Raw genomic sequence first — 20,176 nt, forward strand, 5'->3', positions numbered from 1 at the left:
AGATTCGTCATCATTTTATCAAAATTTAGTTAAAAGACGTTAAGGGATAATCTTTTAGGAATTTTCATCGTCATATAAATAATTGAATTAAACACACAACATGAAAAGGTTATTAAATAAAAGATTGGTTGTTTTCGCTGCAGCAGCGATGATTACAACATTAAGCTTAGAAAGCGTTTTTGCTCAAAGACCAAGTAGAGGCGGTGGTGGTGTTTCTTCAGGTGGAGGGGCGAGATCAGGTGCTGTTTCTCCATCAAGAGGTGGCGGAATTTCCAGAGGACCATCTATACAAGGACCATCAAACAATAGAATTTCCCAGGCACCGAACAGAAGTGGTTACAGTCCGGCTCCAGGTAGAACAAGTGTACGACCAGAACGCCCAGGTTATAGTTATAATCGTCCGGGTGTAAATTATCGCCCGGGATACGGCTATAGGCCGGGTTATGGTTATCGTCCAGGTTTTGGAAGACCTTTCTACAGACCTTATTATAGCTATTATAATTTTTACAGGCCATTTTTAGGATTCAGAATTGGCGTTTTACCTTATGGTTATTATCCATTTTACTACGGTGCCAATCAATTTTACTATTCAGGAGGATTATTCTATCAACAAAATAATGATCAGTATGAAGTGGTAGCTCCGCCTGTTGGTGCAGAAGTACCTAGCTTACCTCAGGATGCTAACCTGGTTACAATTAATGGCGTTGATTATTATGAATATAAAGGTGTTTATTATACCCAAAGTCAAAATGCCGATGGAAAAACAGTTTATGTGGTTGCTGGTAAAGATGGTGTATTAAATACAGATAACGGTCCGGCTGATACGCATCAAATTGGCGATATCATCACAAAGCTGCCAGAAGGATGCAGAGCAGTTACGATCAAAAATGAGAAGTATTTTGTTTCTCCTGATGATGTTTATTATGAAGAAGTGGTGGATGGGAATAACATTTCCTACCGTGTAATTGGTAAGTTGTTTTAATCATTCGCATGAAATGATATAAGCCGTTCTGATATTAATTTAGAACGGCTTATTTGTTTTCGACTATTTTCTGGAAGATTTGCTAAGTTTTATATCCTGCACAATTTAGGAAGTTGATAAAATTTTTATCAGGCTCTTAATCAAATTCAATACTTTTACTGATAAAATATTTCGATTTGAAAAAAATATCCTTGAAAATCTCCCTTTTCTCTTTTGCTGTTATTGTAATATTTGCCTCTTGTTCTGCAACAAAAAATGTTGCAATTAAACAAAAGGAAACATCAATTTCTTCAATTAAATTCTTAAGTGAATACATTATGCCACTTAACGATACTTTTCAAAATACTTTGGTTGGTGGTTTGTCGGGGATTGATTACGATTTGAAAAATGATCAATATTATATGATCAGTGATGATCCATCTCAATACAGTCCGGCCAGAATATATACAGCTAAAATTGATATTAAGGAAAACAAAATTGATACAATCAGGCTTACGGGTGTTACTTTTATTTTACAGGAAGATGGTACACCATATCCTAAATATCAGTACGGTAAAAATTCAAAAGCCGATGGGGAATCTGTTCGGTACAATCCGTTAAAAAATACTTTCGTATGGAGTAATGAAGGTGAGCGTTTATATCGCCCAACCGATACCACTATCGTTCAGCCAGCTGTAACTTTTATTTCTACATCGGGAAAATTTTTAGATACTATTCCTTTACCAACTGGGTTTCATATTACTAAACAGGAATACGGTGTGAGGAAAAATGCCTTTTTTGAGGGTTTAAGTTATGCCGATGACTATAAAACACTGTATGCGAGTTTAGAAGAACCTCTTTACCAGGATGGAAACCAGGCTGCGTTTGAATATGATAAGGCACTGACGAGGATTTTAAAATTCGATGTAGAGAAGAAAAAAAATACGGCTCAATATGCTTACAATTTGGATGCCATGCCGATAAAACCAACCGTGGAAAGCGATTGGAATATTAATGGGATCTCAGAAATATTGGCTGTTAATAGTCACACCCTTCTGGTAATGGAAAGAGCCTGGGCAAAAGGACGCGACGACCACTCTTTTGTAAAGCTTTATCTGGTTGATTTAAATGGTGCAGAAAATGTGATCAACAATCCATCGTTTATTAACAACCCGCCAAAACCATTAGTAAAGAAATTGCTTTTTGATTTTGATACGCTGAATCGACATATCGATAATTTCGAAGGCATAACCTTTGGTCCGAAATTGCCCAATGGACATAACTCTCTTGTTTTTTGTGTGGATAACAATTTCGGTAAAACACAAACTCAACAGTTTTTCTTATTTGAGATTATACCTTAATGAGTGCGAAATTAGCATGCAACGTAGAAGATCAGTAATATAAATAGAATAAGATGAGTAAGATAAAAGCCCTGTTGTTTGATTTAGATGGAACATTAATTGACTCTGAAAAGTTTCATTTCGACTGTTGGAACGAGTTTCTGTGTCAGTATAAAGTTTCACTTGATTTTAAGGATTGGCTAACAAATTATGCCGGTATTCCCTTACCGCAAAATGCCAAAACGATTATCGACAGATACAAAATTGATGAGGAACTGGCGCATTTTATTGATAGGAGAGAGCGAATCACTTTCGATGGATTCAAGACAAAAGATATCGAATTAATGCCATTTGCTTTGGAGTTTATCCAGTTTTTCTACGAAAAAGGACTTAAGCTTGCTGTGGTTACGGCCAGTCCAAGAATTGATGTTGAGGCCGTTTTTGAAAGAAACGGATTGGCTAAATATTTCAGCTTGTTTGTTACCAGAACAGATGTGACCAAAAGTAAACCGGACCCAGAGAGTTACAATATTTGCGTTGAAAAATTAGGTTTCGCAAAAGAAGAATGCCTTGTATTTGAAGACACTATTAATGGCGTAAAATCGGCTATGGCGGCTGGAATTACCTGTTACGCCATTCAAAACAATATTAGAGCACACCAAAAGTTAAGAATTGCCGATCAACTGTTTCTGAATTTCGCTAATGTTAAAGATTACATGATTCAAAATAAATTAATTGATTAGCGTTAAAATGACTTGGTTCACATAGATGTTACAGATAATGATGTTTATGGATATTTCTATCATTGCTTAACCTTATTAAGGGGCTCTCCTGAATCCAGCTGATTTTACTTCATCATGGCTTTAAGATCGGCTTTTTACCTTTTACCTTAAGCCTTTTTTCCCTACATTTGGGCAATCAAAATTCTCAAAAAATTATGCAATACGATGTCGTTGTTATCGGTTCAGGGCCGGGCGGTTATGTAGGCGCAATCCGTTGTGCTCAGTTAGGTTTAAAAACTGCAGTTATTGAAAAATATAAAACCTTTGGAGGCACTTGCTTAAATGTAGGTTGTATTCCTTCAAAAGCATTGTTAGATTCTTCAGAGCATTATCATAACGCTGCTCATACCTTTACCACCCATGGCATTGATCTTAAAAATCTTAAGGTTAACATGCCACAAATGATTGCTCGTAAAGACGATGTTGTTGCACAAAATACAGCTGGTATCACTTATTTATTCAAGAAAAATAAAATTGATTCTTATGAAGGCGTTGGTTCTTTTGTAGATAAAAACACAATTTTGATTACTAAGGCTGATGGTTCTACTGAAACTTTAACCGCTAAAAATGTAATCATTGCTACGGGATCTAAACCAACAGCTTTGCCATTTTTGCCAATCGATAAGAAACGGATCATTACTTCAACCGAAGCCTTAAATATTAAAGAAGTTCCTAAAACAATGGTTGTAATCGGTGGTGGTGTAATCGGATTAGAATTGGGTTCTGTTTACGCTCGTTTAGGTACTAAAGTTTCTGTGGTAGAATTTTTACCATCTATCATAGGCACTATGGATGCCGGTTTGGGTAAAGAACTTCAACGTGTGCTAAAGAAAACCTTAGGCATGGAATTTTACATGGGGCACAAAGTTACTGGTGCAACCACTAAAGGCAAAACAGTAACCGTAACCGCCGATACTCCAAAAGGTGAATCAATCTCTTTAGAAGCTGATTACTGTATTGTTGCGGTTGGTCGTACCGCTTACACTGAGGGTTTAGGTCTAGATAAAATCGGAATCACGGTAGAAGAAAGAGGTAAGAAAATTCCTGTAAATGAACATTTGGAAACTTCAGTTAAAGGTGTTTATGCCATTGGAGATGTGATTACTGGTGCAATGTTAGCGCACAAGGCTGAAGATGAAGGAACTTATGTTGCTGAAACCATCGCCGGACAAAAACCGCACATCAATTATAATTTAATTCCTGGTGTGGTTTATACCTGGCCGGAAGTTGCATCAGTTGGTTTAACAGAAGAGCAATTAAAAGAAAAAGGAACGAAATATAAAGCAGGCTCATTCCCATTTAAAGCAAGTGGACGTGCGAAAGCAAGTATGGATACAGATGGTTTCATCAAAGTTTTGGCAGATGCTGCAACTGATGAAGTTTTAGGCGTGCACATGATTGGCCCGCGTGCAGCAGATATGATTGCTGAGGCTGTGATTGCGATGGAGTTCCGTGCATCGGCAGAAGATATTGCCCGCACTTGCCACGCTCACCCAACTTATACTGAAGCTTTAAAAGAAGCTGCATTAGCCGCAACGGATAACAGAGCGATACACATTTAATTGAATAGTTCATTATGCTGAACTTGTTTCAGCATCTATTTTATTGTTATAGATACTGCATTCAGTTCAATAAATGAGAAGCCTCGATAATGGTCGGGGCTTCTTGTTTAATAATTATATCCAAATGATAAACCTTTCTTCCAATTTCCGTTTGATTTAAGGAACTTTGCGGCACAATCCCACTCATAAAAAATCAGATTTTGGAAGACGTCAATGCAAATCAGAAAATTTTAAAGCAAGAAGAAGTTAAACCTGTACAACCTCACAGTTCTCCAAATCGAATTCGCTTAGCTGTTTCATTATTTTATTTTGGTCAGGGCATTGCTTTTGCATCCTGGGCGAGCCGGATTCCTGATATCAAACATAGTTTAAATTTATCTGATGGCGAATTAGGAACTATATTATTGGCCCTCCCATTAGGACAGTTGTTGACCATGCCAATTTCTGGCGGTTTGGTTACCAGATATGGCAGCAAAACCATTTTGACCATCACTGCTCCACTATACGTTTTAGCCCTGAGCAATCTGGGCTTAGCAACAGCTCCATGGCATCTTGCAGCTTTCCTTTTCTTGTTTGGTGTAATCGGAAATATGTGTAATATTTCAGTGAATACGCAAGGATCGGAGGCTGAAAAGTTATTTGGCAGGCCCATCATGACTTCATTTCACGGGGCCTGGAGTATTGCAGGATTTACAGGAGCTTTGATTGGCTTGCTCATGGTTAATCTTCATGTTATCCCGTACCATCATTTCTGGATCATTGTTGCCCTCATTTTCACTAACATATTTTTTAACTATAAACACCTTGTTCCAGGAAAAGGTGCCAGTGCTGAACGTAAAGGAAAGTTATTTGTTAAGCCAGAGGGTATACTTCTACAGCTTGGTATTATAGGTTTTTGTAGCATGGCAACTGAGGGCGCCATGTTCGATTGGAGCGGGGTATATTTTAAGGAAATAGTTAAAGCGCCATCGTCTATGGTCATTTTAGGTTATGCATCTTTTATGGTGATGATGGCCACAGGCCGCTTTGTTGGCGATAAAATTATTGCTAAACTGGGTAGAAAGAAAACCATTCAAATCAGTGGTTTGATCATTTCCACAGGAATGTTTCTTTCTGTATTTTTACCATATATTGTAACGGCAACAATTGGTTTTATGCTGGTTGGAATAGGTGTATCGAGTATTGTTCCTACGGTTTATAGCGTAGCAGGGAAAAATGGAAAAGTTTCGGCGGGAATGGCAATAGCAATGGTTTCAAGTGTAAGTTATTTGGGTTTTCTGATGGGACCACCGTTAATTGGTTACATTTCGGCTTTATCCAGCCTTCAATATTCTTATGCCGTTATTGGTGTTTTTGGTTTGCTTGTTAGCGTTTTGGTTAGTAAAATTAAGGCTATTGAGTAGGTGTTTTGCCTAAATTATCTTTTTGTAAAGCTTTTCCCTCATTTTTAATTAACCCATGCTCTTTTAGTGCAGCAATTGCAATTTCAATCAGCCTCAGGTTTTCATCTAAATGGCCATGTTGCACTTCTACATTGATATATGGAATATTGTTTTGCATAGCATAAACAGACAATGACCCATCATTTTCTGCAAACTTTGATTGCAAAATCACATTCACATTTGCCTTTTTTAAGCTGGTAAATAATCGCGGTTCGGTAACATACAATAAATCATCGCCATCCATCTGAAAATTAATGTAAACTGAATCTGCTGTACTCGATAGCTCGTAACCAGGTAAATAAGAGGAAATACCAAAGCCTCCATCCGCATTGTTATGTAATGTTAATATATAGCCTGTAGATTTTGGATCGTAAAAGTCTAAAATTTGTTTTCCAGCATTTAGAATGAGTTTTTCTACTTCATTTGAGCTATAGGCATCCTTTTTTAATCTCGTGCTAACACCTATCTGGGTGTAAATTGCATTTGGATCAATTCGATAAGGATCGCTCATGTAGTTGAAAGTATAATCCCTGACTCCGCCGTACTGGCTGTCAATTAATTCTCCTCCACTCCAACGGATATATTCAAAACCAGCCTTAACTCCAGTATCTTCGTTATCGTGCACAACTAAAAATCTAACACCATTTGGCTTATAAGAATATTTAACAAGACTAATGTTTAGGTTAGCAATTTTAATAAAGGAGGAATCGGTTGTCATTGCCGGAAATACCGGGGGATGCTGGGCTTTTACTAGAAGCGAAAAGCAGATTAAAATAATGGATAAAGCAACTTTTAACATACCACTAATATACAATATTGCTCAATAATTTGTTTGCTGAACCAAAGAATAGACTTGCGAAGTTTAGGTGGATTTGTGGGATTGGGGAAACTTCGTCAGTCTGATCGATGTCTGGTCAATCTATTTAACTATATAGAAAATTAGCCCCAGCGGATAGCTAAGATATTCTTAAATGTCTTAGGTGGTTCATCCCTCCGAACCATCATTAAGGGAGTATCTGCCAAGGCTTTGGTCCTTGAAGCTTCGCAAGTCGAATCAGATACAGACTTGCGAAGTTTAGGTGGATTTGTGGGATTGGGGAAACTTCGTCAGTCTGATCGATGTCTGGTCAATCTATTTAACCATACAGAAAAATTAGCCCCAGCGGATAGCTAAATGTTCTTAAATGTCTTAGGTAGTTCATCCCTCCGAATCATCATTGAGGGAGTATTTGCCAAGGCTTTGGCCCTCGAAGCTTCGCAAGTCGAATAAGATACAGACTTACGAAGTTTAGGTGGATTTGTGGGATTGGGAAAACTTCGTCAGTTTGATTAAACTTCTCAAAAAAAAAGGCCGCCTTTGGGGGGCGACCTGATTGATTGTTAATCTGGATATATATTAATGTCCGTGATCTAAATCGTATTCATGCACTTCTTTATGATCGTAAGGTTCAACCATTAACTCATCGATGGTTTTACCTTTTTTATTAAAGCCAAATTTTTCCAGCATTCTATCGAATATTAAATAAACCACTGGTACAACAATTAAGGTTAAGAATAACGAACTGGTTAATCCGCCAACAATAACCCAAGCCAAACCATTTTTCCATTCAGCACCCGCTCCACTTGCCAATGCAATTGGAAGCATACCAAATACCATGGCGATGGTTGTCATTAAAATTGGCCTTAAACGAGCATGGTTGGCTAAAACAAGCGCTTCTTTGGTTTCTTTACCTTCTGCTTTTAAGTGATTGGTAAAATCGACAAGGATAATCGCATTTTTAGCCACAAGGCCCATAAGCATAATTAAACCCAATATAGTAAAAATACCAATTGAATTATTGGTTAATGCTAACGCTAATAAAGCACCGATTACAGCCAATGGAAGCGAGAACATTACTACTAAAGGATAAACAAAACTATCATACAGTGCAACCATAATTAAATAAACCAGTATAATTGAAGCCAGTAACGCAATACCTAGGGTACCGAAACCTTCGCTCTGATTTTCCTGATCTCCAGCCCATGTATAACTTACGCCTATTGGTGCTTTTAATTTACCATTCTGTTGCAACTCTTCTAATTTCGATTGAAACTCGGCAACTACTGTTCCGGTTGGTCTACCGATTGATTGTGCTTTAACTGATACTGAAGTGGATTTATTCAAACGTTCCAGCTGACTAGGTCCTGACCCTTCTGTAATAGTGGCAAACTGTGTTAATTTAATTTGTGCACCAGCATTATTTACAAAAATCAGGTTACGAACATCATCAATGTTTTTTCTATTGAAATCCTGATACTGAATATTGATATCATACTCGTATTCGCCTTTTCTATATTTGCCATCTGTGTTACCGGCAAATGCTGTTTGCATAGTTGAACCCACGGTTTGGAGAGTTAAGCCAACAGCCGACATTTTATCGCGGTCTACCTGAACATTAATTTCCGGCGTTCCTTTTTCTACTGATAATTTAATCTCTGTGGCACCTGGAATTGCTGCTAATACTTTTTGAGCACCTTCTGCATATTTTAAAGCGCTATCTAAATCAGAACCCATTACCACCAATTGGATTGGTGCATTCTCTGCTATACCCAAAATACTGATTGGAACAGTTTTAACCTTTGCACCAACCAATTCCTTACCTAAAGCACGACTCATTTTAGTGGCGAAGATATCTGAAGAAACACCTTCACGCTTGTTGCGTTCAACAAGTTTTACATTGATCTCTGATTTATAAGCTGTAGCCTGTGAACCACCAAAATCTCCGGTTGATTGTCCAACTGTTGTGATTAGCTGTGTAATTTCTGGTTGTTTACTTAAAAAGGCCTCTGCTCTTTGTGTGAAAAAGTTCGTTTGCTCAAGCGAGGCATCTTTTGGTAACTCTAACTGAACTAAGAACTCCCCTTTGTCTGATTTAGGGAAAAACTCAGAACCGATGAACCCAGCGCCCAATAAACCACAAGAACCCAGGAACATCACAAAAACAGCAACCAGGGTTAGTGCTTTATGGTTTAACGACCAGGTTAAAATACTAGTAATCCAAAGAGTGAATTTCTTCAATTGTTTTTCGAACCACAGAATAAAGCGGCCAAACATATTCTTACCTTCAATACGTTCTAATTTACCAAAACGAGAGAAGATAAGAGGTACAATCGTAAATGATGCAACCAATGAAAGCAGCGTTGCAATGATCACAACAATACAGAACTGACGAAGAATATTCGAAACTAAGCCTGTACTAACGGCGATTGGGAAGAATACCACCACGATTACAAAGGTAATGGATACAACGGTAAAACCGATCTCACGCGTAGCATCGGATGCAGCCCTAACCTTGTTCTTGCCCATTTCCATGTGCCGCTGGATATTTTCCAGTACCACAATTGCATCATCCACCAGGATACCTACTACCAGTGATAAACCCAATAATGACATTAAGTTTAGCGTAAAACCAAATAAGCTGATTCCGATAAATGTTGCTACCAGCGAAACCGGAATGGATACCATTACGATTAATGCATTACGAAAACTATGCAAGAAGAAAAGCATCACAAATGCCACCAATACTACAGCAAGAATTAAATCGTGAATTACCGCATCAGCAGATTCTAAAGTGAAAATAGAACTGTCATTAACAATTTTGATATCAAGTTTATTGGCTTCATATTCTAATTTTAGCTTTTCAATAATGGCATGTACACCTTTACTTACCTCTACCGCATTCGCGTCACTTTGTTTAATGATTTGAATGGCAATAGATGCCTGGCGATTAATACGGGCTAGCTTCTCTGTTTCTTTTTGCGCATCCTGAACGTCGGCAATATCACCCAGGCGAATTTGTGCGCCCGCTTGTGAGGTGGTTAAAACCAGGTTTCTTAATTCTTCAATACTTCTGTATTTACCAGATAAACGGATTAATACATCTTGATTTTGAGTTTTAACACTTCCTGTAGGGAAATCAAGGTTAGAACTTAAAATCATCTGCTGAACCTGAGGTACAGCAAGGTTATATCCTTGTAATTTATCCGCATCAAGTGAAACCTGAATTTCACGCTCCGATCCACCAACCAGGTTTACCTGAGCGATACCGTTTACCCTTGAAATTACCGGAGCAATTCTTTTATCGATCAAATCGTAAAAGGAAATGTCATCCATATTTGCTGAGGCCGACATGGTAATCACAGGTAAATCATCCAATGAGAATTTACTTAAGGATGGTGTTTTAACATCCTCTGGCAATTGAGATAAAATCGCATTTACCTTACGTTGTGCATCGTTTAATGAAATATCGATGTTTGCTTTATCCGTTAAAGTAATTGTTACGGTAGATAAACTTTCGAATGATACCGAGTTGATTTTTTTAATGTTTTCCATTGAGGATACCGCATCTTCAATTTTTTTGGTAACGGTATTTTCAACCTCATTTGGTGATGCACCAGGATAAATGGTTGCAATAGATACTACGTTGTTTGAGAATTTTGGAAGTAATTCATAACCCAACGAAAAGTAACTTAATAGCCCAAGTAATGTAAGTGCGGTAAATACCACAATTACCAGCGAGGGCCTTTTTATAGATATATCTGTTATCTTCATTTTAATTTTTTATTGCGATTGAACTAAATATTGTTCTTCAGCAGGCTCAGAATTATAAAATGTAAACTGAAAACTGCGAATTGAACTATTTAACGATACTCACGGCTGTGCCATCAGCTAAATTGATTTGGCCACTGGTAATTACCGTTTCACCTTCATTCAAGCCATCAAGAATTTCCACGCTATCGCCCAAAATACGTCCGGTAACCACCTTACGGATTTTCGAAGTGTTGTTTGCCTTATCTAACACAAATACCTGATTACTGCTTACACTACCAACAAAAGAAGTACGCGGAATCAGAATGCTTGGAGCTTGTTTAGGGAACTTAAATATGGCTGTTCCATACATACCAGCTTTCAATGTGTTCTTGTGGCTGTTTTCTACTTCAATTTCGATAGGGAAATTTAAGGTGGCATCGGCTTTAGCCGCAATAAAAGTTACCTTTCCAGAAAACTTATCATTAGGAAATACAGAAGATTTAATGTCGATCTGATCACCAACTTTTAAGTTTGCCACCTGCGATTCGTTTACGTTAACTTTCAATTTTAATTTAGAAACATCAACCAATTCGAATAATTGTGTTCCTTGAGCAGTTACAAAAGCACCAACCTCAATATATCTTTTGTTTACAATTCCGTTAATTGGAGATTTGATGTTTGCATCACTCAATCTGCGTTGAGAAGCTTGTAAGCGTAATTTTGCATTTCTGGTAGCCAGTTTAGCCTGATCTAACTGTTGTTGGGTAACACCACCAGTTTGATAAGAACTTTGATAACGTGCTTCGTCTCTTTGCGCATTTTGGTAAGCGGCTTCAGCAGTTTCTCTATCTGTATTGATAATTTCAGCATCAATGCGAGCCAAAACCTGTCCTTTACTTACACGGGCACCCTCGTCAACATAAATTGCTGTAACACGACCTGCATTCTCTGATAAGAAATTAAGTTCTTGTTTAGGAATGAAATTTCCGTTTGCACTAAAATCCAAGTCTACAACCTTTTTTTCAACTTGAGCAACACGAACGGCAACAGCACCGCTACCTTCTGCAATGAAAGCAGTTTTAGCTTCGTTCTTCTTTTTATTGTTGCTTAACACATAAGCTATTGCGCCCAAGGCAACAACAACTACGATAATTATGGTAATTACTCTTTTCATTTCTATTTTACTAGCGATTTAATATTTCCGTTTGATTTTATTAATTGTATTTCAGCTATTTTATAATTCAATAAAGCTTGTGTATAGCTGTTTTGCGATGAAGTAAGGGAGTTTTCTGTGTCCAATAAATCAGTTAAGGACGCTAAGCCGTTGTTATAATTGTTTTGCGTGCTTTTGTAAATTTCCTGGGCAAGTTCAACATTCTTCTTTTGCGCATTAATGGTGTTTAAGTTATTGCGCAACTGAATTTTGGCATTCTCATAAGCTAAGTTCAATGAGTTGGTAGATTCCTTTCTATCTTCCTGAGCCTTCTTGATTTCCACATCAGCCTGACGGATTTTTGAACGGGTCAAAAAACCATTAAAAATTGGCACCCTCAAAGTTAAACCTACTGCTGATGAACCAAAACCAATTGAAGATGCATTTGAACTCAGAAAATCGAAACCATTGCTCTGGCTCGAATAAGTGTAATTGCCAGATAAAGATAATGTTGGGTAGTATTCTGCCACATAAGCCTTACGTTGCAGTGATAACAACTTATCCTGATTGTCTAAAAGTTTAATTTCTGTTCGGTTAGCCAAATTAACTGAGTCAGTAAATACGGGTAGCTGCGAAACTTCGGTAAGCTCGGTATAAGGCAGTTCAATTGGATTAGAAACAGGCATGCCCATGGCAAATTTCAATTGATTTTCCAACTGAATGATGGCATTAATCACTTGTTCGCGTTGGGTTGTCAAATTGGTTAAATTAACACTGATCCGGTCAACATCAATTTTTCTTGCCAGGCCATTTTTATATTGGTTGGAAATAATTTTTTCTACCACCCTAACATTCTTAATGTTGGTATCAATTACGTTTAATTGCTGTCTGTTTACCAAAACCTGATAATAGTTATTGGCAACCAACTCAATAATTTGTTCTTCAGTTAACTGAGAAGTGAGGTTGTAATATTCTTCACTGGATCTTGCGGCTTGTAAGCCGGTAAAAACCTGTTGATTGAATAGTTGTTGCGAAAGTTGAACGCCAGCATTTGAATTCCACTTTTGTCCAAATTTTAATGTTTGCAATTGCCCGCCAAAATCAACCACTTGTTGACCAATTATTGGGTTATAAGTTAAACCACTCGTTCCAGTAATTTGTGGTAAGGCTTGCGCTCTTACTTCTTGCACTTTATATCTTCCACCTTCTATATCCAGTTTCGATTTACGAACACGGGCATTATTTTGTAATGCGTAAGTGAGTGCATCTTTTAAAGTAAGCCTTTGCTGTGCAGCCACCAATTGTGGTAAAGCCATGCCGGTAAACAGGATGAGCATTAATTTTACCATTTTTACTCTATGCATAATGTATTGTTTTTTTGTTTTTGGGTTCTTATCTATTTATTGTTCGCTTCAAGCTCATTCTTTACCTAAGCTTTCAGCATTTTAATCCTCTTGTAAAGATTGACGAAAGGTCTTTTTGCTTTTGAGCCATTTTATTTACCATTTTCTTGTCAGGCAATAAGTCTTTTCCAAGTTCCATGATACACATGTTGGTCAGGCCCATCAAACTTTCTAAATACAGTTCGGCCACATGAGTCATGTTTTCATGTTTGATTTCTCCTTTTTCCTGAGCACGCTCAAATATTTGAGCATAAAAAACTTTCTCAGAATTTTTCAGGCTGGTTAGCTTTTTCTTCATGGAGTCATCATTAAAAATATCGGGAAGCCCTTCTGATATTCGCAACATGAAGTACTTCATAAAGAATGTGTTACGAACGTCAATGGTTTGAAACAATATGTTTTCCAATGATGCATCCGGATTGTATTTCTTTTTCAGCAAATCGAAATAATCTGTAAAAACCTTTTCGATAACACCCACAATAAGACTTCTTTTATCGGGGAAATAATAATAAAGAGATGGTTTGGAAACAGATAAATCTTCGGCAATATCATTCATGGTGGTTTTGCCGATACCAAAATGAATGAAACGTTTTATAGCACCTTCAATAATTTGTTCCCGCTTTTTATCAGCTACAATCATTTTACTTTTCTACTTTCTGACTTTTTTAATATTTTAGTCAAAGTTAGATGTTTAATTTTAAAAGTTAATCAACTGATTAATAAATGAGAAATAACATTACCTTTTAATGACAATCAAATCCTTTATCATTGGTTTATAGTATATTTAGGTTGCCATTATCCAATTCCCTATGCAAGTTTTTCTAAATATCCTGATCATGCTGCTAACCATTGTTTTGATGGAATGTTTCTCATGGCTTATCCATAAGTATTTGTTTCATGGGCCACTTTGGTTCATGCATAAAAGCCACCATCAAAAGTCGCATTCCTTTTTTGAGTGGAATGACCTGTTTGCGTTAATATTTGCTATGGTATCACTTGATTTGATGTATACCGATCGAAATCAGTACGGATATTTGTTTTTTATTGGATTAGGAATCACTATTTACGGATTAGTCTATTTTATTTTGCACGATTGGTTTGTACATCGTCGGTTCAAAACTTTTAAAAGCAATAACAAATATTTACAAGCCGTTAGAAAGGCCCATAAAATTCATCATAAAAATCAAGGAAAAGAGAAAGGGAAGGCTTTTGGATTGTTGTTTGTAAGGAAAGATGTGTTACGGAATTAATCTGGATTTAAAATAATTGGTAACTTTTTCTTTATAAGTAGAACCAACCGGAATAGATTCCCCACTTCTTAAGTAAACAAAATCATCTTTAAATTTTTCAATATGTTTTGTTGATACGATAAAGGATTTATGAATTCTGATAAAATGTGAATAAATCTCTAATCTTTTTTCTGTTTCTGATAATTTTAAAAGTGTGGTTATTGGTTGATGTATGCCATTGATTACAACATAGTTTCCCGCTGCCTCAATAAAAGTAATTTCAGAAGTGTAAATTTTTATAAATCCCCTTTTATACTTGTTTTTTAAGAATATAAAAGGATTGTCTCTGGATAATTGATTAATAACAGATAATATAACAGATTTAAATTTTTGAAACGTGTAAGGCTTAAGTAAGAAATTATTAACGTTTACCTCATAGCCATCTAATGCATATTTTAAGTGAGCGGTAACAAATACTGTAGCTTTAACTTCATGGCTTAATTTCATTACCAGGTCAATGCCCGAAATTTTTGGCATTTCTACATCTGTAAATAAAATATCTACAGGAGTTTTCATTTGCATGATTTCGTGCAGTGCCAGCTCTGGGTCGGTAAAAGCTTTGATTAAGTATAATGTAGGGGTATTTTCTACATATTCTAATAGCTGTTCAGTAGCATGTTGTTCATCATCTACAATTATGCAGGTATATCTCATCACTTGTAAAACTTGTTTTTAAAACAATTTTTTTGTTCTGGGATGATAACAAAAATTGTATAATCGTACGTTGCAAATATAGGCGACTTCAAACTAAGAACAAGATCATTTTTAAAATTTCATCCTTAAAAAGCATGATTTCATCCTTGAAATAGCAAAATGTAGATAATTTTTAATAAATTTTGATCTTTAACTTCTATTCACAGAAGGTAATACGAGCTTTTAGAACTAACCTAATCATTATTGTACTTATTTGAATTAATGCCAATACTATCTGAAAAAAACGTCGCTAACACATCCCTCATCTTTCTTCATCAAACCCGTACACGCTCTCAGATTATTTATAGCGTAACTCTTTTTGCTATTTTGACGGCTTTAGGGGCGCTACCGTTTCTTTATACCACTGTTAGCGTAAAAGGTATTGGTTCTTTACAAAGTAATATTGAAAAAACCGAACTGCTTGCACCAGTTTCAGGTAAAATTACCCAAATTAATTTAGCCGATAATGAACAAGTAAAAAAAGGAGCATTGCTTTTAAGCATAGACTCCTCTTTGCCCGAAAAACAGCATATCATCAATAAAACACATGTTGGCGAGTTAAAGAGTTTATTAAAAGATGCGCTTATTGTGTTAAAACAGGTTGATTTAAACAATGGCACGCAACCGGCATTACAAACAGGTTTGTACATTGCAAGCTGGCAACAATATAAAGAACAAAGCCAAAATGCAATTAATGCTTGCGAGCAGGCACATAAAGTTTATAACAGATACGAATTATTGTTCAATAAAAAAGTTGTAACTCAGGTAGAATACGAACAATATAAATTTAATTATGAACAAGCACTTTCCGACTTTAAGTTGGTAACAAAAAAATATAAAACTCAGTGGCAAACTGAATCTAATCAGTATCGTAAAGAGTTAAAGGAATTGGAAAATCAAAATGTTCAACTTACAGAACAGGAAAAACTATATAATTTAACAGCACAAATTTCAGGAACCATTCAAAATCTTTCAGGTTTGCAATCTGGTTCTTTTGTTTCAACCGGTCAAAAAATAGGAGAAATCTCTCCTGATAGTGCTTTACTCGCCATTTGCTTTATTAAGCCATCTGATATTGGTTTGATTAAGAAAGGACAGCAAGTGCGTTTTCAGGTGGATGCATTTAATTATAACCAATGGGGTTTACTCACGGGTAATGTTTATGATATATCAGAAGATGTGGTTTTAGTTAATCAGACACCATATTTTAAAGTAAAATGTAAATTAAAAAAAGATTTTCTACAGCTTGGAAATGGTTATAAGGGTGTGGTTAAAAAAGGAATGTCTTTAAGTGCTCATTTTACCATAACCCGAAGAAGTTTATATCAACTACTATATGATAAAATGGATGATTGGCTAAATCCATCAATATAAAACCTCCCTTTTCACATCCTCTTCATGATTGCAGCTTTTGAATTCATTAGCTTAAATTTCATGTATCGAAAATCAAATTTATTAGTAAAACAAAGAGACATTACCGATTGCGGTGCGGCTTGCCTGGCATCTGTATCTGCATATTATAAATTAAACATGCCTGTTGCCCGTATCAGGCAATTTGCGGGTACCGATAAAAAGGGAACAAATATTTTGGGCTTAATTGAGGCCGCCAACAAACTGGGTTTTGAAGCAAAAGGCGTGAGGGGAAGTTTAGAAAGTTTAAATAAAATTCCCCTGCCGGCAATTGCGCATGTTGTGGTTAAAAAGCAATTGCAGCATTATGTGGTAATTTTTAAAGTTACCAATAAACATATTGAGGTAATGGATCCGGGCGATGGAAAAATACACCGCAAAACCATAATCGAATTTACTGAAGAATGGACAAACGTTTTATTGATTCTTTTACCCGATAAAGGATTTACGCAAGGAAACGAAAAAGTCGCCAATAGCTTTCGGTTTTGGCAATTAATTCAGCCATATAAAAGCATTGTGGTGCAGGCACTGTTTGGGGCATTAGTTTATACCATTCTAGGTCTTTCTACCTCAATTTTTGTGCAGAAAATAACAGATCATGTTTTAGTTGATGGAAATCGGAAACTGCTCAATTTAATGAGTTTAATTATGATTGGCATTTTATTGCTCCAGCTCTTTATTAGCACAGTTAAAACCATATTTACCATGCGAACCGGGCAACAGATAGACGCCCGGTTAATTTTAGGATATTACAAGCATCTGTTAAAACTGCCTCAACAGTTTTTTGATACCATGCGGGTTGGCGAAATAATATCAAGAGTAAATGATGCCGTAAAAATCAGAACATTTATTAACGATGTTTCTATTAATCTGGTTGTAAATGTATTCATTGTACTGTTGTCTTTTGCATTAATGTTTACCTTTTACTGGAAACTGGCTTTGCTTATGTTGACGGTTATTCTTTTTTATTTACTTGTTTATTTTATTACCAATAAACTGAACAAGAAAATACAGCGCAGGTTGATGGAAGATTCTGCCGAATTGGAAAGCCAATTGGTAGAAAGTTTAAATGCGGTTGGAACCATAAAGCGGTTTGGACTGGAAGAATTTACCAATCTGAAAACAGAAACACGATTTGTTCAATTGCTGCGAACAGTTTATAAATCGGGAACGAACACTGTTTTTTCTGGTACATCTTCTGAAATGATATCCCGTATATTAACCATCTTGCTGCTTTGGGTTGGTGCTGGTTATGTTTTGGATAATCAGATTACCCCGGGAGAATTATTTTCATTTTATACACTGATAGGCTATTTCACAGGTCCGGCAGCTTCATTAATTGGTGCCAACAGAGTTATACAAGATGCAGTTATTGCAGCCGATAGACTATTCGAAATAATGGATCTGGAGGTAGAAAATGATGCCTCGGATGTAGAGCTTACACAAGAGTTGATTGGAGATATTCGATTTGAACAGGTGGCTTTCAGGTATGGAACAAGAATAACCGTTTTCAAAGATTTAAACCTGAATATAAAAGCGGGTACGTTCACGGCCATTGTTGGCGAAAGCGGTTCTGGTAAATCTACCCTCATGGCATTGCTACAGAATATTTATCCGATACAAAAAGGAAACATATATATCGGCAAGTATGCCATTAAATACCTCAATAATAAGTCGTTGCGTAATTTGCTAAGTGTTGTGCCACAAACCATCGATTTGTTTGCGGGTAATGTGATTGATAACATTGCCGTTGGCGATTACGAGCCAGATATGCAGCATATAGTTGATATCTGTACCCAACTCGGCATTATCAATTTTATAGAGGCTTTGCCCGAAGGTTTTCAAACCTATTTAGGGGAAAATGGAGCAACCTTATCGGGCGGGCAAAAACAGCGTATTGCCATTGCACGGGCATTATACCGAAACCCGGAAATTTTAATATTGGATGAAGCCACCTCATCGCTCGATTCTACATCTGAACAATACGTACAGCGAACCGTAGAAATATTATTACAGCAAAAAAAGACGGTTATCATTATTGCACATCGATTAACTACCATTTGTAAAGCTGATAAAATTGTTGTTTTGGATAAAGGCAAGGTAGTGGAAGAAGGTAACCATGAAGAAATGATTTTGGCAAACGGATGTTATAGTAATTTATGGAAGCAGCAGTTCGGCTAAAAGGCTCGTTCAGCTGAATTTATTCCATTACCTGTTTGTAGCTAATAAACCAATACTAATGAAGCCAATAAACCAATTATGAAGATATTTGAATATATAGACCGGATTAACCTATTACATAAATTAATCAAGGAACGAAAAACAGGAACGCCTGAAAAACTGGCAAAACGCTTAAATATTTCTAAAGGCAGGCTTTATCAACTTATAGAAGAATTGCGTTTAATGGAAGTGCCCATTGCCTATTCCCGTAGTTTCGAAACTTACTATTATACCCTAGATTATGAAATTTCGGCTTCACTTTCTCTAAAAAATCTTTCTGCCAGCGATATGTTAAAAATAAATGCAGGCTTAAAATTGGAACATGAATTTCAACTTTTTTATTCGCTCTAATTTTTATAGAGTGGGCAAATGTAAATTAGCACTGTTGCAACAAAAAAGGCGTAGACCGAAAAGCCTGTAACAGAGTAGGGGATAAACTTAAAAACTAAATTATGAAAAAATTAGAATTGGAAAATTTCGGCGTTCAGGAAATGGATGCTAAGGAGATGGTGGTAATAGATGGGGGGAACTTGCCACCATGGGCTAAAGGTGGGATTTGGGGTGCAATAGCATATGAAATAATGGATAACTGGAAAGCAGTCAAAGCTGGTCTTTCTGACGGATGGAATGGGACATATAATAACAAATATTAGGTATGAAACTAGAAGAATTAACAATAGAAGAACAAATTGCAATTGAAGGTGGGAGAATAGGCAATTTCATATATGATGTAATGTATTGTATTTCATATACTGCTCATGCTTCATATGATATAGCTAACTCACTAAGAAGTAATCCGGCTTATGGTAATGCAAGCGTTTATAAATAATATTTTTAAAAAATAGTTAGCAGGCTATTTATACTTAAATAGCCTGCATTTTATTAAGAATGATAAAGGTGGGGTTAGAAAGTAAGAAAATCTTGAAATATTTCTTTGTTTTTCTATTCATGAAGATAATCAATGGTTATATATTCAACTATTTGAATGTAGTCTTTTTTAAACTAAATAACGATCAGTTTGACAAAATCTCTGAAAATGAATTTTTTTATATTGCGATTTTTTTTGCTCCATTAATTGAGACTTTAATATTTCAGCTTTTTCTATATCGATTTCTTAAACTGTTAAAAATTAAAAATACTTATATAATTATTCTTATAATGTCACTTGCTTTTTCACAGGCTCATTGGTATCATTGGCTTTATGTAGTGGCAGCATTTGTTAACGCATTATTATTGAATACCTTTTATCTAAAAGTTTACAAATTGAAAAATGAATTCATTGCTGTTTTGTTAACAATAATTTTGCATTCATCTTATAATTTATATGGTTGTTTATTTGTTCGGTAGTTTT

General features: G+C 36.1%; 18 protein-coding genes. 12 read left to right on the top strand and 6 right to left on the bottom strand.

Features of this window, described 5'->3' with window-relative positions; genetic code table 11:
• Positions 1 to 100 precede the first annotated feature (100 nt).
• The 5 genes from DU508_RS08995 (at position 101) to DU508_RS09020 (ending at position 6,048) form a co-directional block, all read left to right on the top strand.
• Positions 101 to 982 carry a DUF6515 family protein gene (locus DU508_RS08995; RefSeq protein ID WP_115402467.1) on the top strand — a complete coding sequence of 294 codons (882 nt, stop codon included), beginning with the start codon at positions 101 to 103 and terminating at the stop codon, positions 980 to 982.
• 176 nt (positions 983 to 1,158) lie between these two features.
• Positions 1,159 to 2,322 carry an esterase-like activity of phytase family protein gene (locus tag DU508_RS09005; protein WP_147273602.1) on the top strand — a complete coding sequence of 388 codons (1,164 nt, stop codon included), beginning with the start codon at positions 1,159 to 1,161 and terminating at the stop codon, positions 2,320 to 2,322.
• A gap of 53 nt (positions 2,323 to 2,375) precedes the next feature.
• Entirely contained in the window at positions 2,376 to 3,044 is a 669-nt protein-coding gene (locus DU508_RS09010) for an HAD family hydrolase (RefSeq protein WP_115402470.1), read from the top strand.
• Between the two features lie 194 nt (positions 3,045 to 3,238).
• The gene (lpdA, locus tag DU508_RS09015) at positions 3,239 to 4,645 is read left to right on the top strand and encodes a dihydrolipoyl dehydrogenase (RefSeq protein WP_115402471.1); all 1,407 of its coding nucleotides are present in this window, start codon (positions 3,239 to 3,241) and stop codon (positions 4,643 to 4,645) included.
• 200 nt (positions 4,646 to 4,845) lie between these two features.
• Positions 4,846 to 6,048, top strand: coding sequence for an MFS transporter (locus DU508_RS09020; RefSeq protein ID WP_115402472.1), 1,203 nt, complete (start codon positions 4,846 to 4,848; stop codon positions 6,046 to 6,048).
• Here the strand turns inward: DU508_RS09020 and DU508_RS09025 are convergent.
• From DU508_RS09025 to DU508_RS09045, 5 genes are all read right to left on the bottom strand, one after another.
• Positions 6,038 to 6,886 carry a hypothetical protein gene (locus DU508_RS09025; protein WP_115402473.1) on the bottom strand — a complete coding sequence of 283 codons (849 nt, stop codon included), beginning with the start codon at positions 6,884 to 6,886 and terminating at the stop codon, positions 6,038 to 6,040. The genes DU508_RS09020 and DU508_RS09025 overlap by 11 nt on opposite strands.
• 597 nt (positions 6,887 to 7,483) lie before the next feature.
• Complete coding sequence (locus DU508_RS09030; protein WP_115402474.1) at positions 7,484 to 10,678, bottom strand: efflux RND transporter permease subunit; 3,195 nt, start codon at positions 10,676 to 10,678, stop codon at positions 7,484 to 7,486.
• A gap of 85 nt (positions 10,679 to 10,763) precedes the next feature.
• Positions 10,764 to 11,831 carry an efflux RND transporter periplasmic adaptor subunit gene (locus DU508_RS09035; RefSeq protein WP_115402475.1) on the bottom strand — a complete coding sequence of 356 codons (1,068 nt, stop codon included), beginning with the start codon at positions 11,829 to 11,831 and terminating at the stop codon, positions 10,764 to 10,766.
• Positions 11,832 to 11,833: 2 nt separating this feature from the next.
• A complete protein-coding gene (locus DU508_RS09040) occupies positions 11,834 to 13,174 on the bottom strand; it encodes a TolC family protein (RefSeq protein ID WP_115402476.1) in 1,341 nt (446 codons plus the stop codon).
• 73 nt (positions 13,175 to 13,247) lie between these two features.
• On the bottom strand, positions 13,248 to 13,853 hold the full coding sequence (locus DU508_RS09045) for a TetR/AcrR family transcriptional regulator (protein WP_115402477.1): 606 nt from the start codon (positions 13,851 to 13,853) through the stop codon (positions 13,248 to 13,250).
• Positions 13,854 to 14,049: 196 nt separating this feature from the next.
• On the opposite strand from DU508_RS09045, the gene DU508_RS09050 reads away from it, so the two are divergent.
• Positions 14,050 to 14,463 (top strand): sterol desaturase family protein, encoded by a 414-nt coding sequence (locus tag DU508_RS09050; protein WP_262511022.1) that lies wholly within the window; start codon positions 14,050 to 14,052, stop codon positions 14,461 to 14,463.
• Here DU508_RS09050 and DU508_RS09055 read toward each other — a convergent pair.
• Entirely contained in the window at positions 14,452 to 15,156 is a 705-nt protein-coding gene (locus DU508_RS09055; RefSeq protein ID WP_115402479.1) for a LytR/AlgR family response regulator transcription factor, read from the bottom strand. The genes DU508_RS09050 and DU508_RS09055 overlap by 12 nt on opposite strands.
• 261 nt (positions 15,157 to 15,417) lie before the next feature.
• Here DU508_RS09055 and DU508_RS09060 point away from each other — a divergent pair, with 261 nt between their 5' ends.
• The 6 genes from DU508_RS09060 to DU508_RS24305 all read left to right on the top strand — a co-directional run bounded on the left by DU508_RS09060 (position 15,418) and on the right by DU508_RS24305 (position 20,172).
• Positions 15,418 to 16,569 (top strand): HlyD family secretion protein, encoded by a 1,152-nt coding sequence (locus DU508_RS09060; RefSeq protein WP_115402480.1) that lies wholly within the window; start codon positions 15,418 to 15,420, stop codon positions 16,567 to 16,569.
• Positions 16,570 to 16,629: 60 nt separating this feature from the next.
• Positions 16,630 to 18,786, top strand: coding sequence for a peptidase domain-containing ABC transporter (locus tag DU508_RS09065; protein WP_115402739.1), 2,157 nt, complete (start codon positions 16,630 to 16,632; stop codon positions 18,784 to 18,786).
• A 78-nt stretch (positions 18,787 to 18,864) separates the two neighbouring features.
• Positions 18,865 to 19,176, top strand: a complete 312-nt coding sequence (locus tag DU508_RS09070) for an HTH domain-containing protein (protein WP_115402481.1) — start codon at positions 18,865 to 18,867, stop codon at positions 19,174 to 19,176.
• Between the two features lie 101 nt (positions 19,177 to 19,277).
• Positions 19,278 to 19,478, top strand: coding sequence for a hypothetical protein (locus DU508_RS09075; RefSeq protein WP_115402482.1), 201 nt, complete (start codon positions 19,278 to 19,280; stop codon positions 19,476 to 19,478).
• Positions 19,479 to 19,480: 2 nt separating this feature from the next.
• On the top strand, positions 19,481 to 19,654 hold the full coding sequence (locus tag DU508_RS23800; RefSeq protein WP_158542142.1) for a hypothetical protein: 174 nt from the start codon (positions 19,481 to 19,483) through the stop codon (positions 19,652 to 19,654).
• Positions 19,655 to 19,773: 119 nt separating this feature from the next.
• Entirely contained in the window at positions 19,774 to 20,172 is a 399-nt protein-coding gene (locus DU508_RS24305) for a CPBP family glutamic-type intramembrane protease (RefSeq protein WP_158542143.1), read from the top strand.
• Positions 20,173 to 20,176: the final 4 nt, after the last annotated feature.

It is taken from the genome of Pedobacter chinensis, from assembly GCF_003339865.1.
GTDB classification, from domain to species: Bacteria; Bacteroidota; Bacteroidia; order Sphingobacteriales; family Sphingobacteriaceae; genus Pedobacter; species Pedobacter chinensis.